This is a genomic window from Streptomyces sp. NPDC058691, assembly GCF_042714775.1.
Taxonomy (GTDB): Bacteria; Actinomycetota; Actinomycetes; order Streptomycetales; family Streptomycetaceae; genus Actinacidiphila.
Genome location: NZ_JBHXSO010000028.1, coordinates 37,948 through 52,552 on the forward strand (window position 1 = coordinate 37,948; position 14,605 = coordinate 52,552).

The following is a 14,605-nucleotide window of genomic DNA, read 5'->3' on the forward strand; positions in this document are numbered from 1 at the left end:
CGGCCCCCCGGAGTCGTCCGCGCCCCCCACTTAGAATCACAGAGGACCCACCCCCGACCGCCGGAGAGACGAGCCTTGCGAGCGACCGAGCAGCAGCCCCGGACCGGAACCGTGGCGGTGAACAGATGAGTACGTACCGTGAGCGCGCCTACCGCGGCGGTTCCGCGCGTTCCTCCAGCAGTTCCACCCTCCTGAGCACCGTGGGCCGGCGCGAGCGGCGCTCGCACCTCACCGCCCCGCGCGTGCCGACCGTCGGCATCGACATCGGCGGCACAAAGGTGATGGCCGGCGTCGTCGACGCGGACGGCAACATCCTGGAGAAGCTGCGCACGGAGACCCCGGACAAGAGCAAGAGCCCGAAGGTCGTCGAGGACACCATCACCGAACTCGTCCTGGACCTGTCCGAGCGCCACGACGTGCACGCCGTCGGCATCGGCGCGGCCGGCTGGGTCGACGCCGACCGCTCCCGGGTGCTCTTCGCCCCGCACCTGGCCTGGCGGGACGAGCCGCTCAAGGACCGCCTCACCGAGCGCCTGCGCGTCCCCGTCATGGTGGACAACGACGCCAATACCGCCGCCTGGGCGGAATGGCGCTTCGGCGCCGGCCGCGGCGACAGCGACCTCGTCATGATCACGCTCGGCACCGGTATCGGCGGCGCGATCCTGGAGGACGGCCACGTCAAGCGCGGCCGCTACGGGGTGGCGGGCGAGTTCGGCCACATGCAGGTCGTGCCGGGCGGCCACCGCTGCGCCTGCGGCAACCGCGGCTGCTGGGAGCAGTACAGCTCGGGCAACGCCCTGGTGCGCGAGGCCCGCGAGCTGGCGGCGGCCGACTCGCCGGTCGCCCACGGGATCATCGACCGGGTCGGCGGCCAGGTGCGGGAGATCACCGGTCCGCTCATCACGGAGCTCGCCCGTGAGGGTGATGCGATGTGCGTCGAGCTCTTCCAGGAGATCGGCCAGTGGCTGGGCGTCGGCATCGCCAATCTCGCCGCCGCACTGGACCCTTCCTGCTTCGTCATCGGCGGCGGCGTCAGCGCGGCCGACGATCTGCTGATCGCCCCCGCCCGGGACGCCTTCCGGCGGCACCTGACCGGGCGCGGATACCGGCCCGAAGCGCGTATCGTCAAGGCCCAGCTCGGCCCCGAGGCCGGGATGGTCGGTGCCGCGGACCTGGCACGGCTGGTCGCCCGCCGCTTCCGGCGCGCGAACCGCCGCCGGGTCGAGCGGTACGAGCGCTACGCGAAGGTTGTCGGCAAGTGAGCAGTCCCCCCTTGAGGAAGCCGTCCCGCTGGGTGCAGTGGACGGTCGTCCCGCTGCTGATCCTCGTGCCCATCTTCTACGTGATCATCTCCGCGGAGCAGAGTCGCGACGGCGGCGAGCAGAAGCAGAAGCAGGCCGCGGCGACCACCCTCACGTACCTGTGGCCCACCAAGGTGCAGCGCCGCATCTACGAGGTGCCGATCCCCGCCAGGTCGCGCCCTGTGGCGTATCTGGAGACCAACAACTGGGCGGCGAGCTCGCTCTATGTGCAGTTCACCACCAGCCAGGGCGGTCTCGACACGTTCCTCGCCCAGGTGGGGAGCAGCCGCGCCGCGCTCAGGGACGGCGCGGTGACGGTGAGCCGCAAGCAGGCGCGCACCGTGCGCTGGGCCTTCGACTCCGGGCAGCACTGGGCCGGGGTGCGGCTCGAGCAGCACGGCGACAAGCCCGACCACGACATCACGGTGGATCTGTCGAGCCCGGACGCGCCCGTGGTCTACGTCGTCTCCACCATGGACTTCGGCTGACGTAAGGGCCCGAGCGGCCGGGCGGGGGGCGGTGGCACCGCGTGGGCGTTCGCTCGATAGCGTGACAAGCGTGAGCGACGAGCAGACCACGAAGACCCTCCAGCACCGCTTCGACGGCCCCGAGGACGCCCCGGTCCTCGTCCTCGGCCCCTCACTCGGCACCACCTGGCACATGTGGGACCGGCAGGTGCCCGAGCTGACGCGCCAATGGCGCGTGCTGCGGTACGACCTGCCGGGGCACGGCGGCGCGCCCGCCGCCCCCTCGGCCTCCACCGCCGAGCTCGCCGACCGTCTCCTGCGCACCCTGGACCAGGCCGGGATCGAGCGCTTCGGCTACGCCGGCTGCTCCTTCGGGGGCGCCGTCGGCACACAGCTCGCGCTGCGCGCCCCGCACCGCGTGGCCTCCCTGGCGCTGATCTCCTCGGCCGCCCGCTACGGCACCCCCGACTCCTGGCGTCAGCGCGGGGTGATCGTCCGGGCCAACGGGCTGGACCAGATCGCCCAGAGCGCCCCGGAGCGCTGGTTCGCCGCCGGCTTCCGCACCGCGCAGACGGCCATCGTGGACTGGGCCGTGCAGATGGTGCTCAGCACCGACGCCGAGTGCTACGTCGCCGCCTGCGAGGCGCTCGCCGCCCATGACGTCCGCGCCGACCTGGACCGGATCGCCGTCCCGGCGCTCGTGCTGAACGGCGCCGAGGACCCGGTCACGCCCCCGGCGGACGCCAGGGCGCTGGTGGCCGGGATAACCGACGCGCGGCTCGCGGTCGTCCCCGGCGCCTCGCACCTCGTGCCGGTCGAGCAGCCCGCCGCGGTGACCGAACTGCTGGTGCGCCACTTCGAGGCCGCCTGGGCGGAGCCGATGGCCGGGTACGCCATGGCGCCCGTCCCCACCCCGCCCGTCGCGCCCACGGCCGAGGCGCCGGCCCCGGCGGTGCCCCGCGCGGACGGGGGACCGCGGTCCGCCACGAGCGACCGGGCGGGTGCCTACGGCGACGGCGACCGCATCCGCCGCGAGGTACTGGGCGACGCGCATGTCGACCGGGCCGCCGAGCAGGCCGACGGGTTCGGCGTGGACTTCGAGGACTTCGTCACCCGCTACGCCTGGGGCGAGGTCTGGAACCGGCCCGGACTCGACCGCCGCACCCGCAGCGTGGTCAGCCTGACCGCGCTGGTCGCCGGCGGCCACCACGACGATCTCGCGACGCACATCCGGGCGGCGCTGCGCAACGGGCTGAGCCCCGCCGAGATCGAGGAAGTGCTGCTGCAGACCGCCGTGCACTGCGGGGTCCCGGCCGCCGGCGCCGCCTTCACGGTGGCGCGGCAGGTGATCCGGGAGGAGACTCGCCCGGGGGAGTGAGACCGCGCACAGCGCCCGTACCCCGGTACTTTCCGCACCAGGACGGTGCGCCCGGCCTCGGCCATGATGGCCATGCAAAGGATCACCGCCGCGGAGGAGAGCCATGAAACTGACGAAGCAGGGCCACGCCTGCGTCCGGCTGGAGAAGGACGGGCGCGCGCTCGTCATCGACCCCGGCGCCTTCACCGAGCCGCGGGCCGCGGCCGGGGCGGAGGCGGTCCTCGTCACCCACGAGCACGCCGACCACTTCAGCGAGGAGCAGCTGCGCACCGCGCTGGAGGACAACCCGGGCGCCGAGATCTGGACGCTGAAGAGCGTCGCGGACCAGGTCTCCGCCGCCTTCCCCGGCCGGGTGCACACCGTCGGCGAGGGCGACACCTTCAGCGCGGCGGGCTTCGACGTCGAGGTGCACGGACAGCTCCACGCGGTGATCCACCCCGACATCCCGCGGATCACCAACGTCGGCTTCCTGGTCGACGGTTCCGTCTTCCACCCCGGCGACGCGCTCACCGTCCCCGGCCGCAGCGTCGAGACGCTGCTGCTGCCGGTGCACGCCCCCTGGAGCAAGGTCTCCGAGGTGATCGACTACCTGCGCGAGCTCAAGCCGGCCCGGGCCATCGACGTGCACGACGCCCTCCTGACCGACGTGGCCCGCACCGTCTACGACCGCCTGCTCGGTCCTGACGGCCCGGGTGTGGCGGGTGCCGGGCACGACCGGCTGGCCCCCGGGGACAGCACCGAGCTGGGCTGACGCCCCCGCGCGGCGGCGGGCGGGGCCGGTTGTCGGAGGCGGGCGGTAGATTCGGTGCCATGCGCATCGCCACCTGGAACGTCAACTCCATCACCGCCCGCCTGCCGCGGCTGCTCGCCTGGCTGGAGCAGAACGGCCCGGACGTGCTGTGCGTCCAGGAGACCAAGTGCGCCGAGGCGCAGTTCCCCTTCGACGAGCTGCGTGCCCTCGGCTACGAGACCGCCGTCAACGCCACCGGCCGGTGGAACGGGGTGGCGCTGCTCTCCCGCGTCGGCCTGGAGGACGTCGTCGTCGGCCTGCCGGGCGGCCCGCTGTACGAGGACGCAGAGGAACCTCGCGCGGTGTCCGCGACCTGCGGCCCGGTCCGCGTCTGGTCGGTGTACGTGCCCAACGGCCGCGAGGTCGGCCACGACCACTACGCTTACAAGCTCCGCTGGTTCGAGGCGCTGCGCGGCGCCGTCTCCGAGGACGCGGCGGCCGAGCGCCCCTTCGCCATCCTCGGCGACTACAACGTGGCCCCCACCGACGAGGACGTCTGGGACCCCACGGTCTTCGAGGGGATGACGCACGTCACCCCGGCCGAGCGGGAGGCGCTGGCGAGCCTGCGCGAGGCGGGGCTGAGCGACGTGGTGCCCCGCCCGCTCAAGTACGACCGCCCCTACACCTACTGGGACTACCGCCAACTGGCCTTCCCCAAGAACCGCGGCATGCGCATCGACCTGGTCTACGCGAACCAGGCCTTCACCAAGGCCGTGAGCGACGCCTACGTCGACCGCGAGGAGCGCAAGGGCAAGGGTGCCTCCGACCACGCCCCCGTGGTGGTCGACCTCGACGTCTGAGCGCTGCGGGGCATCCCGACCGCGAAGCGGCCGCCGTGCCGGCGCTGGAACTCCACCCAGCCGCCGCGCAGGCCCGGCGGGCAGGGCAGGTGCAAGGTGGCCGGGGCGGCCACCTCGCGCAGGTCCACCACCACTGCCTCGTCCGGCAGTCCGGCCAGGGCGGCGGCCAGTTCCGGGTCGGCGCCGCGTCGGGCCTCGGTGACCGGGGTGCCGCGCAGGTCGGGCCGGTAGGAGACGACGTGGGAGGTCTCGGCCAGCCGTTCCAGCACGGTGGCGTTGTCGGCCGAGGGGCCGGGGCCGTCCGGGTCCTCCGCCCCCGTGCGCTCCAGCGCCGCCAGTCCCGCGGAGGCGAGCGTGGTCACCCAGGCGATCAGGGACGGTGCCACATAGGCCCAGGTCTCCTGGAACACCCCGGTCGCGGCGAACACCCGCCCCCAGGCGCCGGTTCCCGAGTCCACGTCGACGAACAGCGCGTCCTCGCCCGCCTCGTGCAGCAGATGCGCCGAGCCCGCCGGCCCCACCGCCCAGCCGCCCGTGGCCAGTCCCCGTTCCGGCGCCAGCCGGTACTCCTCCAGCCCGCCGATCCGGACCGCCCGCACCCGCCCCACCAGACGGCGCACCTCCGGCGGCAGTGGCACCCCCCAGCCGTCGATCTCGCCCTCGCCGGCGCCGGGGGTCAGCCGCACCGCCCCCGGTGCGCGTTCCGCCAGTTCCTCGAGCAGGCGCCAGGCGCGGTCGGCCGTGCGCAGGGCGGCGGCCTCCCGTTCATCACACATCCCGTGCCCCTTCTCGCACCGGGCGGCTTTACGCTACGTATTGTGCGGCAACAGAACGTATACAACGTCTCGTTGCCGTCGCTTCCGGCACCGCACCCGCCCGTGCCGAGGGGTCGTTCCGCCGTCGGCACCGCCTCCGCGGAGCGCGAACCCGGTCCACTCGGCTCCGGGCGGGGTCCGGTGGGAATCACCCGACGGGAGTCGGATGCGCGGCAGATGGCAGATCACCGCCGGGGCGGGGTGCCGTGCGAAGGCCGCTCGACACGGACTGTGCACGAGACTTTGAGGAAGGCGTACGTCATCGCCCTCCGCCTTTTCGTGCGGACGGCATACGCTGACCTGCATGGAGATCTCGTTCCTCGACAAGTGGCGCAAAAGGTACGGTGAGGCCGCCGGCACGGCCCTGACGGGGCCGGTCGTGGACGACCCCGAGGGCATCGGCGAACTGCTGGGCGAATGCGAGCTGCTGCGCGCCCGTGCCGAGTCCGAGGGGGTCGCGCTCGACGACACCCCCGCGTCGCTGGAGAGCGTCGACCAGTTGCAGCCGCGCTGGCGTGACGACCCCGACGAACTCTCCTGGCTCGGCAATGACGCCGGGCTCTACCTCGGCACGGTCATCGTGCGCACGGTGCCGGGCGCCGCCTGGCAGATCTGGCCCAACGGCCATCCCGTGATCGTGCTCGTCTCCGGCCGCGAGCTGGATGTCGTCGAGGCCGGCCACGAGTGGGCCGAGAGCGGCACCCCCGAGCTGTCGCAGGTGTACGCGGAGGCCTCGGAGCCGTAGGCCCGCCGGTCCGGGCCGTCAGATGACGCGCTCCGCCTCGCCGAGCATGGCCTCGAAGTAGCGGTCGAAGCCGTAGAGAACCGAGCCCGGCGGGGTGGCGGAGAGCCGGTAGACCATCGAGCCGCGCGCGTCGCCGGGCCGTCCGATGACGGAGACGAAGGTGAGGCCGTCGAGCCGGACCAGCCGCCACACCGGCGTCGTCCGGTACCGGTACACCTCCAGGTGAATCGTTCCTTCTTCGGCGAGCGCGGCCAGCATGTCCTCCGCGAAGCGCAGGCTCGACACGAAGAACCGCGGCGTCTCGCCGACCTCTTCCGCGATCCGCGTCACCGCCGGGCTCTCCGGGTGGAGCAGCAGCAGCCGCAGACGCGGGACGTCCGTGCGGTCCTTGCGGGTCAGCGGACCGCGCAGCAGTGAGTCGCCGAGCGCGACGAGTCCCAGGGCCCGTACCCCCACCACGTCCACCGACTCCGCCCCCGCTGCCGCGTCGCGGATCTCGGTCGCCGCCTCGGGCTTGGTCAGGGCCACGGCCGCGACGCGCGGATGGTTCGTCAGATCCCGGGTGCCGTACCCGCTGAAGCGCAGCGGGGCGAGCCCCAGGAGCATCCGCGCCTGGTCCGGCATCCGCAGGCCCTGTGCGATCCGCTCGAAGACGTCGAGGCGGACCACGGACCGGCGGCCGCGCACGATCTCGTTGACCCGGCCCTGCAGCAGCCCGGTCGCGGCGGCGATGCGGGACTGGCTGGCGCCCCCGTACTGCTGGGCGAAGCGGAGGATCGCCCCGGCGTCACGGGAGCGCAGCGCCTCCCGGATCTCGTCGCGCTCCCATGCCCAGGCAGGTATCCCGACGCCGTCGCCGGAACCCGGTTCCGACATCCGCGCCTCCCGTCCACGCCACGGCGGCAGCGGCGTTACCAGCGGGTATGTCGTGGTGAGAATAGCGCGGGGGTATCGCGAGCACACCGGCTTCACGAGAATGCTCGGCGCCACCTACGAGACCTGCGAGGTGGACACATGCGGGACAACCCGGCCGGGAGAACGTCCCTCCTCAGCCTCGTCCCCGCCTGCGGCCCGGACCCGGCGGCCGGGACGCCGCCCCCGGACCGCCCGGACCGCCCGGACACCCGGACGCGCCGGGCCGGACCCTCCGGCGCGCCGCGGGCTTCCGCGCTCCTCGGCGAGGTCTTCCTCCCGAGCGACGACCTCGCGGCCGCCCACGCCAGGCGCATCCTCTCGGCGGCCCTCGACTCGTGGGGCCTCGGTCACCTGCTGGAGACCGCCGAGGCCGTCCTGTCCGAACTGGTCGCCAACGCGGTGCGGCACGCCGGGGGCCGTCACCTGGGCATCACGCTGTGGCGACGGCTGTCCCTGGTCCATCTGTCGGTGCGCGACGGGTCGCGCGCACTGCCCTGCCCGAGGCTCACCGGACCGCCTCCCACCTGCCCGCGGAACGGCAGCGGTCTGCAGGCGGTCTCCTCCCTCAGCTTCCGCTGGGGCACCGAGCTTCTCCCGGCCGGCAAGCGTGTCTGGGCCGAGATCGCCGTCTGACGGGGCGTCGGGAGGTGCATGATGAGGGCATGGACTCCCTGCAGCAGATGCCCAACATCGGAGCTGTACTGGCGGAGCGCCTCCGCCGGGTCGGCGTGACGGACGCCGACGAGCTGCGGCGCCTCGGAGCGGGACGTGCCTTCGCGATGATCCGCGAAGACCTTCCCGAGGACGCGCGCAGCCACACCCTGTTCGCCCTGGAGGGCGCGATCCGCGGCACCCGCTGGACCGCCATCCCCAAGCCCGAGCGGGACGCGCTGGCCGGGCAGGTCCTGGGGGAGGGGCACGCCGACGTCGCCGCGGGCACCCAGTAGCGCACCGGCGCCCCCGCGGGCCGGGACGCCACCGGCTCGCGCGGGCGCGCACCACGCGTACCCCCGATCGCTGTGTGCCTCCCGCGGACCCCGTGCCGGGCGCCGCGGGAGGCGGACAGGGGGCGGCGCGGTGTGCACTTCCTGCACAGTCATTGACTTTCGCCTCGTGTCGCGTCGAATCTGAACCGTCAGCGTTGACAGGGGGAGGGCCCGATGGCTGTCGGACGTGCGTCGATCCTGGGTGTCGCGGCTGCCGCCGCCGCGCTCGTCCTCACGGCCGGGAGCGCGGTGCCGGCCGCCGCGCACGGAGGCTCCGGTCACGGACACGGCCACGGCGGTGGCCACGGGCATGGCCAGGGCCATCGCGGCGCCTATGTCGCGCTCGGGGACTCGTACACCTCCGGGCCGCTGATCCCCACTCAGGTGGATCTCAACTGCGCCCGCTCCGACCGTAATTACCCCTCACTGGTCGCCGGGCGGCTGCGCGGCACGCACCTCACCGACGTGAGCTGCGGGGGCGCCACCACCGCCGAGATGTGGCAGGCCCAGGGCACCAATCCGCCGCAGCTGGACGCCCTGTCCCGCCGTACGTCCCTGGTGACGGTCCAGATCGGCGGCAACGACGTCGGCTTCGGAAGCATCATCCGCACCTGCGCGGGGGCGGCGCTCGGCGACCCGACCGGCAACCCCTGCCAGCGGTACTACTCCTCCGGCGGCAGCGACCAGTTGCGGGCGGCGATCGACGCCACCGCGCCGAAGATCGACGCCGTGCTCGGCGCCGTGCACCGGCGCGCCCCGCACGCCCGTGTCGTGGTCGTCGGCTACCCCGACCTGCTCCCCGACAGCGGCGTCGGCTGCCGTCCGGCCGTGCCCTTCGCCGACGGGGACTTCGCCTATCTGCGCGACACCGAGAAGCGTCTCAACGCGATGCTCGCCCGCCGTGCCAAGGCCGCTCACGCCACCTACGTGGACACCTACACCCCGACGGTCGGGCACGACATGTGCACCGCCCCCGGCGTGCGCTGGATCGAGCCGCTCACGCCCGCCTCCCCGGCCGCCCCCGCCCACCCCAACGCGCTCGGCGAGCAGGCGATGGCCGCCGCGGTCCTGGACCGGCTCCACGTCCACCGGTGAGGCGGGCCGCACCCGCGGCCGGCCCGGTCGTCACATGATCATTCCGCGGTGGTGCCGGAGGTAGTGGCTGTAGCGGGGGTAGCGGCCACGGCCTCCGGGCGGGCGACCGGTGTGGTGGCCGCCCTGGTGACGTCCGCGACGATCTCCACGACGTCCGGCCCGTACGCCTGCGAGTTGACGACCTTCAGCAGCAGGCAGAACGTCCCGTTGACGCCGTACTTGCGGGTGAGCCGGCCGTGGTGGCGTGCCAGGTAGCGCACCGCCGCCTGGTTCGTGACCGCGCGCTGCCCCGAGGCCAGGAAGACGGGGCGGCTGTTGCCGGTGTTCTCGTCGGCGGCGAGCCGGGCCAGCAGGACGTACTCGGCCCTGCCCTTGTCCATGCGGTAGGTCTCGCCGCCCACCGTCAGCGCGCCCTGGTCGGGGCCGGTCTTCTCCTTGCCGACCTCGACGCCCGGCAGCATCGACCGCAGATGGGCCGCCATGCGGTGGTTGGAGACCGGGCCCCCTATGCAGAACTCGGTCCGTGCGCCGAAGCCCTGCCAGGCGGTGTCGTGCGGCAGGATCTCGGCGTTGGCCTGGCACTCCTTGATGAGCGCGGAGAGTTCGATCAGCGCGAAGACGTCATGGCGCGCCACGCTCCACTCCCGCGCGCCGGGGTCGCGGTTGACCACCAGCAGGCACTCGGAACCGGCCGGCAGCCCGAAGAAGCGCTGCTTGCGGCGGAGCCGGCGGCGCCACGCGTAGGTGCGCACGAACCACCCCAGCACGGCGCTCAGGCCGCTCGCGGCCAGACCCAGCACGATGTTGCGCACGTCGTCGCTCATGTGCCGGGATGGTAGTTGAGGTGTTCCTGACGAGGAAGCCGGGGTCGGGTTACGCTGCCTGGACGGTCGCCCTAGTGGAGGTCCACGTATGCGTCGTCACGCCGCACGGATCCTGTCGCTGCTCACCGTCACCGCCACCGCGGCCCTGTCGGTCGCGGCAGCCCCGCCCGGCGGTCCGGCGGGCGGGCACGCCCCACCGGACAAGGTGCCGCTCGCGGTCGGCTACGGCGGCGCCGTCTCCAGCGTCGACGCCGACGCGTCGGCCGCCGGCATCGAGGTCCTGCGGCGCGGCGGGAACGCCGTGGACGCCGCGGTCGCCACCGCCGCCGCGCTGGGCGTCACCGAGCCGTACTCCTCCGGCATCGGCGGAGGCGGCTACTTCGTCTACTACAGCCCCCGGGACCACAAGGTCCACACGATCGACGGCCGGGAGACCGCGCCCCGCAGCGCCACCGACCGGCTCTTCGTCGAGAACGGGCAGCCGCTGCCCTTCGACACCGCCGTCACCAGCGGTCTCAGCGTCGGCGTCCCCGGCACGTCCGCGACCTGGGACACCGCGCTCGACGCCTGGGGCACCCGGAGCCTCGGCGAGATGCTGAAGCCCGCTGAGCGGCTCGCGCGCGGCGGCTTCACCGTGGACGCCACCTTCCGCAGCCAGACCGAGGGCAACCTCGCCCGCTTCAAGGACTTCCCCGCGACCGCTGCCCTCTTCCTGCCCGGCGGGCAGTTGCCGGTCGTCGGCTCCACGCTGAAGAACCCCGATCTCGCGCGCACCTACGAGGAGTTGGGCCACAAGGGCATCTCGGCCGTCTACGACGGCGAGATCGGCGCCGACATCGTCGACACCGTGCGCAAGCCCCCCGTCGACCCCGCCGCCACACGTGTCGTACGGCCCGGGGACCTCACGACCCGCGACCTCAAGACGTACAAGGCCAAGGCGCAGAAGCCGACCCGCGTCGCCTACCGCGGACTGGACGTGTACGGCATGGCGCCCTCCTCGTCCGGCGGCACGACGGTCGGCGAGGCGCTCAACATCCTGGAGCGCACCGGCAGCCTGTCCCGGCTCTCCGACGCCCAGTACCTGCACCGCTTCCTGGAGGCGAGCCGGATCTCCTTCGCCGACCGGGGCCGCTGGGTCGGCGACCCGGCCTTCGAGAAGGTCCCCACCGCGGGGCTGCTGTCGCAGCGGTTCGCCGACTCGCGCGCCTGCCTGATCAAGGACGACGCGGTGCTGACCAGCCCACTCGCGCCCGGTGACCCCGCACACCCGGCGGCCTGCGGCACGGGCGGTACGGCCGCCCCCACCACCTACGAGGGCGAGAGCACCACGCATCTGACGGTCGCCGACAAGTGGGGCGGCGTCGTCTCGTACACGCTCACCATCGAGCAGACCGGGGGCAGCGCCATCACCGTGCCCGGCCGCGGCTTCCTGCTGAACAACGAGCTGACCGACTTCTCCTTCGTGCCGGCGAACCCCGCCGTCCACGACCCCAATCTGCCCGGCCCGGGCAAGCGGCCGCGCTCCTCGATGTCGCCGACGATCGTGCTGAAGAACGGCAAGGCCGACTTCGCGCTCGGCTCACCGGGCGGCGCCACGATCATCACCACCGTCCTGCAGGTGCTGACCGAGCACGTCGACCGGGGCCTGCCGCTCGTCGACGCCATCGCGGCCCCGCGTGCCAGCCAGCGCAACACCGCCACGACCCAGGCCGAGGCGGCGTTCCTGGCCGGTCCCGCGGCGGCCCGGCTGAAGGCGCTCGGCCAGAACCTGGTGGAGGGCGCCGAGATCGGCGCGGCCACCGGTGTCCAGCGGCTGCCGGACGGCCGCTGGCTCGCCGCCGCCGAGCCCGTGCGCCGGGGCGGCGGATCCGCGATGGTGGTCCGGGGCTGCGCTCCCTGATGGAACGTCATTTCCCGTCCTTCGTCGGGGAGATGACGGCGGGCGGTAAATGACGTGAGGGCGGGGGACGGGGGCGTGCGCGGGCGCCCGCGCTCCCGTCGCGCCCTGGGCGAAAACTCCCTGTAGCGCTCCCGTAACAGAACTGGTGTCGAATGCCAGGCGGACCACACGCTTCCGCCGTCCGGCGGCGGACAGGGAGGAGCGAGCGTGGAACGCGGGGCGAGCACCCGGACAGGCGACGCGGCAGGCGCGTTCACGCAGTACTTCCGCGGGCTGGCGGCCGCGCTGGGGGCGTCCCCCGGCTGGTACGCGGTTTTCGCCCGGCGCGACCCCGACGCCGCCCGGGACTACTTCGAGGGCGCCGACGTACCTCCCTGGGACGTCGTGCGCGCCCTCATCCACGACGTCGCGGCGGTGCGCGGCGGCCATGTCGGCGACGGTGTCCTCGTGCCCGCCCGGCGCCTTCACGCGGCCGCCGTCGCCGCGCACGACGCGGCACCCGGCAGCGAGCACGCCCTCCGTGCGCGCCTGGACCTGATGCTCCGCGAGCGGCAGTACGCGACGCTGCGCGAACGCGACCTCGACGACGCGCTGCACCGCGCAGGGCACGACCCCGGCCGGGCCGACCTGGTGGCGGGCGAGCTCGCCTGGGCCCGTGACGACCGTGAGCGCGCCGCCATCCGCTGCGCCGAGCTCCAGGCCCGTCTCGACGCCGTCCTGGCGCGTCCCGCCGTTCCCGAGGACTGGTTCCGGGCGCCGGCGGCCCCGCCCCCGGCGCCGCGGGTCCCCGCCCCCCGTACCGGCGACGGTGCGTACGCGCCCGAGGCGGCCCCGCCACCGCCACCACCCCCACCTCCGGCCCGCGGTCGCAAGGAGGGCAGACGAGGCGGCGCGCGCTACGGCGGGGCCCGCTTCGCCGGCGCTCCGGAGGCCGCCGCCGAGGAGCCGAGTCCCGCCCCGGCCCCGCCCCCGGACGCGGCGCACCCCGGACCGCGTGGAGCCCGCTTCGCCGGGGCCGCGGAGGAGCAGCCGCCCGCGGGGGGACACGAGGAGCCCGGCGGCGCCGAGGCGCGGGCGCACCGGGTCGCGGCCCGGACGGCCGCCGCCCGTATGGCGGAGCTGCGCCGCACCGGCCGCAGCGGCGAGGCGTACGTGCTGATGAGCGAGGCGGCCGCGGGACCGGCCGAGCAGATCCCGGAGCTCGCGGCGGCGCTGGAGCAGTCCGGGCTCGCCGCCGACGTCGCCACCCTGCTGTGGGAGCTGGCCGCCCGGCCGCCGCACCACCTGGCCGCCGTCGCGTCGGCCCTGGACGCCGCGGGCCGTGCCGAGGACTGCCGCACGCTGCTGCACCAGGCCGCCGCGCGCCCCGCCGCCGAGGTCGCCCGGACCGCCGCGGCCCTGTGCGAGGCGCGGCTGCGGGACCGGGCGGTCACGCTGCTGGCCGCCCTGGTGCGCGCCCGGACCCCGGACACGGCGGCGGCCATCGTCGCCGAACGCCCCGACCTGACCGGGCCGCTGCTCGACGCCGCGGGGCTGGTCTCGGCCTCCCGGCGCCGCGACGTGGTCGCCGCACTGCGCCGAGCGGGTCTGTCCGACCGCGAATCCTGATCGGCTTCGTTGAGTAAAGGCGCCGGTATTGCCACAGTGGGCAGTGGGCTCTACGTTCTTCCCACCGCCGGATCTACGTGCGTAGACCAGCCCGCCGGTCCGGTGTGACACCGCGTCAAAGGAGCTGTCATGCCCAATGTCGTACGAGCGGCGCTCGTTCAGGCGACGTGGACCGGCGACACCGAGTCGATGATCGCCAAGCACGAGGCGCACGCCCGTGAGGCCGCCGCCCAGGGCGCCAAGGTGATCGGCTTCCAGGAGGTGTTCAACGCCCCCTACTTCTGCCAGGTGCAGGAGGCCGGGAACTACCGCTGGGCCGAACGGGTCCCGGACGGGCCGACCGTGCTGCGCATGCAGGCCTTGGCCCGCGAGACCGGCATGGTGATGGTCGTCCCCGTCTACGAGATCGAGCAGGACGGGTTCTACTACAACACCGCGGCCGTGATCGACGCCGACGGCTCGTACCTCGGCAAGTACCGCAAGCACCACATCCCGCAGGTCAAGGGCTTCTGGGAGAAGTTCTACTTCAAGCCCGGCAACCTGGGCTGGCCCGTCTTCGACACCGCGGTCGGCAAGGTCGGCGTCTACATCTGCTACGACCGGCACTTCCCCGAGGGCTGGCGCGCGCTCGGCCTCGCCGGAGCCCAACTCGTCTACAACCCCTCGGCGACCCACCGCGGACTGTCGGCCTACCTCTGGAAGCTGGAGCAGCCGGCCGCCGCCGTCGCCAACGAGTACTTCATCGCGGCCATCAACCGCGTCGGCCAGGAGCCGGAGTACGGCGACAACGACTTCTACGGCACTTCCTACTTCGTCGACCCGCGCGGCCAGTTCGTCGGCGAGCCCGCCTCCGGCAAGGAGGAGGAGCTGATCGTCCGTGACCTGGACTTCGACCTGATCCCCGAGGTGCGCCAGCAGTGGGCCTTCTACCGGGACCGCCGCCCGGACGCCTACGGCACCCTCACGGAGGCGTGATCGTTG

Annotated in this window: 15 protein-coding genes; 12 read left to right on the forward strand and 3 right to left on the reverse strand. The window is 73.7% G+C overall.

Translation table 11 applies throughout. The features are described from left to right. Positions 1-125: 125 nt before the first annotated feature. The 5 genes from ACFWVC_RS20870 to ACFWVC_RS20890 all read left to right on the forward strand — a co-directional run bounded on the left by ACFWVC_RS20870 (position 126) and on the right by ACFWVC_RS20890 (position 4,736). Complete coding sequence (locus tag ACFWVC_RS20870; protein ID WP_384287813.1) at positions 126-1,262, forward strand: ROK family glucokinase; 1,137 nt, start codon at positions 126-128, stop codon at positions 1,260-1,262. Continuing rightward, positions 1,259-1,789 carry a hypothetical protein gene (locus ACFWVC_RS20875; RefSeq protein WP_384287816.1) on the forward strand — a complete coding sequence of 177 codons (531 nt, stop codon included), beginning with the start codon at positions 1,259-1,261 and terminating at the stop codon, positions 1,787-1,789. Before ACFWVC_RS20870 ends, ACFWVC_RS20875 begins: the two co-directional genes overlap by 4 nt. A gap of 70 nt (positions 1,790-1,859) precedes the next feature. Then, positions 1,860-3,146, forward strand: coding sequence for an alpha/beta fold hydrolase (locus ACFWVC_RS20880; protein ID WP_384287820.1), 1,287 nt, complete (start codon positions 1,860-1,862; stop codon positions 3,144-3,146). Positions 3,147-3,249: 103 nt separating this feature from the next. Beyond that, positions 3,250-3,897: an MBL fold metallo-hydrolase gene (locus ACFWVC_RS20885; RefSeq protein WP_384287823.1), complete on the forward strand. Its 648-nt coding sequence runs from the start codon at positions 3,250-3,252 to the stop codon at positions 3,895-3,897. Between the two features lie 59 nt (positions 3,898-3,956). Beyond that, positions 3,957-4,736 (forward strand): exodeoxyribonuclease III, encoded by a 780-nt coding sequence (locus ACFWVC_RS20890; RefSeq protein WP_384287826.1) that lies wholly within the window; start codon positions 3,957-3,959, stop codon positions 4,734-4,736. Here the strand turns inward: ACFWVC_RS20890 and ACFWVC_RS20895 are convergent. Then, on the reverse strand, positions 4,661-5,512 hold the full coding sequence (locus ACFWVC_RS20895) for a hypothetical protein (RefSeq protein ID WP_384287829.1): 852 nt from the start codon (positions 5,510-5,512) through the stop codon (positions 4,661-4,663). The two genes, ACFWVC_RS20890 and ACFWVC_RS20895, sit on opposite strands and share 76 nt — an antisense overlap. Before the next feature lie 343 nt (positions 5,513-5,855). Between ACFWVC_RS20895 and ACFWVC_RS20900 the strand changes: the two genes are divergently transcribed. Continuing rightward, a complete protein-coding gene (locus ACFWVC_RS20900) occupies positions 5,856-6,296 on the forward strand; it encodes a DUF6278 family protein (protein WP_384287834.1) in 441 nt (146 codons plus the stop codon). An 18-nt stretch (positions 6,297-6,314) separates the two neighbouring features. Here the strand turns inward: ACFWVC_RS20900 and ACFWVC_RS20905 are convergent, their stop codons facing one another. After that, complete coding sequence (locus ACFWVC_RS20905; protein WP_384287840.1) at positions 6,315-7,172, reverse strand: XRE family transcriptional regulator; 858 nt, start codon at positions 7,170-7,172, stop codon at positions 6,315-6,317. A 138-nt stretch (positions 7,173-7,310) separates the two neighbouring features. Between ACFWVC_RS20905 and ACFWVC_RS20910 the strand changes: the two genes are divergently transcribed. From ACFWVC_RS20910 to ACFWVC_RS20920, 3 genes are all read left to right on the forward strand, one after another. Beyond that, positions 7,311-7,844, forward strand: a complete 534-nt coding sequence (locus tag ACFWVC_RS20910) for an ATP-binding protein (protein ID WP_384287843.1) — start codon at positions 7,311-7,313, stop codon at positions 7,842-7,844. A 29-nt stretch (positions 7,845-7,873) separates the two neighbouring features. Continuing rightward, on the forward strand, positions 7,874-8,158 hold the full coding sequence (locus tag ACFWVC_RS20915; protein WP_384287847.1) for a TfoX/Sxy family DNA transformation protein: 285 nt from the start codon (positions 7,874-7,876) through the stop codon (positions 8,156-8,158). A 213-nt stretch (positions 8,159-8,371) separates the two neighbouring features. Continuing rightward, the gene (locus ACFWVC_RS20920; RefSeq protein ID WP_384287853.1) at positions 8,372-9,292 is read left to right on the forward strand and encodes an SGNH/GDSL hydrolase family protein; all 921 of its coding nucleotides are present in this window, start codon (positions 8,372-8,374) and stop codon (positions 9,290-9,292) included. Between the two features lie 38 nt (positions 9,293-9,330). Here the strand turns inward: ACFWVC_RS20920 and ACFWVC_RS20925 are convergent, their stop codons facing one another. Continuing rightward, the gene (locus ACFWVC_RS20925; protein ID WP_384287858.1) at positions 9,331-10,116 is read right to left on the reverse strand and encodes a hypothetical protein; all 786 of its coding nucleotides are present in this window, start codon (positions 10,114-10,116) and stop codon (positions 9,331-9,333) included. Between the two features lie 88 nt (positions 10,117-10,204). On the opposite strand from ACFWVC_RS20925, the gene ggt reads away from it, so the two are divergent. The 3 genes from ggt to ACFWVC_RS20940 all read left to right on the forward strand — a co-directional run bounded on the left by ggt (position 10,205) and on the right by ACFWVC_RS20940 (position 14,599). Then, positions 10,205-12,016, forward strand: a complete 1,812-nt coding sequence (gene ggt, locus ACFWVC_RS20930) for a gamma-glutamyltransferase (RefSeq protein ID WP_384287862.1) — start codon at positions 10,205-10,207, stop codon at positions 12,014-12,016. A 207-nt stretch (positions 12,017-12,223) separates the two neighbouring features. After that, complete coding sequence (locus tag ACFWVC_RS20935; protein ID WP_384287867.1) at positions 12,224-13,624, forward strand: hypothetical protein; 1,401 nt, start codon at positions 12,224-12,226, stop codon at positions 13,622-13,624. A 129-nt stretch (positions 13,625-13,753) separates the two neighbouring features. After that, on the forward strand, positions 13,754-14,599 hold the full coding sequence (locus ACFWVC_RS20940; protein WP_384287870.1) for a nitrilase-related carbon-nitrogen hydrolase: 846 nt from the start codon (positions 13,754-13,756) through the stop codon (positions 14,597-14,599). The last annotated feature ends 6 nt before the right edge of the window (positions 14,600-14,605 follow it).

Coding starts and splice junctions, on each gene's coding strand:
- ACFWVC_RS20870 (WP_384287813.1), top strand. CDS start 126: ATGAGTACGTACCGTGAGCGCGCCTACCGCGGCGGTTCCGCGCGTTCC.
- ACFWVC_RS20885 (WP_384287823.1), top strand. CDS start 3,250: ATGAAACTGACGAAGCAGGGCCACGCCTGCGTCCGGCTGGAGAAGGAC.
- ACFWVC_RS20890 (WP_384287826.1), top strand. CDS start 3,957: ATGCGCATCGCCACCTGGAACGTCAACTCCATCACCGCCCGCCTGCCG.
- ACFWVC_RS20895 (WP_384287829.1), bottom strand. CDS start 5,512: ATGTGTGATGAACGGGAGGCCGCCGCCCTGCGCACGGCCGACCGCGCC.
- ACFWVC_RS20900 (WP_384287834.1), top strand. CDS start 5,856: ATGGAGATCTCGTTCCTCGACAAGTGGCGCAAAAGGTACGGTGAGGCC.
- ACFWVC_RS20905 (WP_384287840.1), bottom strand. CDS start 7,172: ATGTCGGAACCGGGTTCCGGCGACGGCGTCGGGATACCTGCCTGGGCA.
- ACFWVC_RS20910 (WP_384287843.1), top strand. CDS start 7,311: ATGCGGGACAACCCGGCCGGGAGAACGTCCCTCCTCAGCCTCGTCCCC.
- ACFWVC_RS20915 (WP_384287847.1), top strand. CDS start 7,874: ATGGACTCCCTGCAGCAGATGCCCAACATCGGAGCTGTACTGGCGGAG.
- ACFWVC_RS20920 (WP_384287853.1), top strand. CDS start 8,372: ATGGCTGTCGGACGTGCGTCGATCCTGGGTGTCGCGGCTGCCGCCGCC.
- ACFWVC_RS20925 (WP_384287858.1), bottom strand. CDS start 10,116: ATGAGCGACGACGTGCGCAACATCGTGCTGGGTCTGGCCGCGAGCGGC.
- ggt (WP_384287862.1), top strand. CDS start 10,205: ATGCGTCGTCACGCCGCACGGATCCTGTCGCTGCTCACCGTCACCGCC.
- ACFWVC_RS20940 (WP_384287870.1), top strand. CDS start 13,754: ATGCCCAATGTCGTACGAGCGGCGCTCGTTCAGGCGACGTGGACCGGC.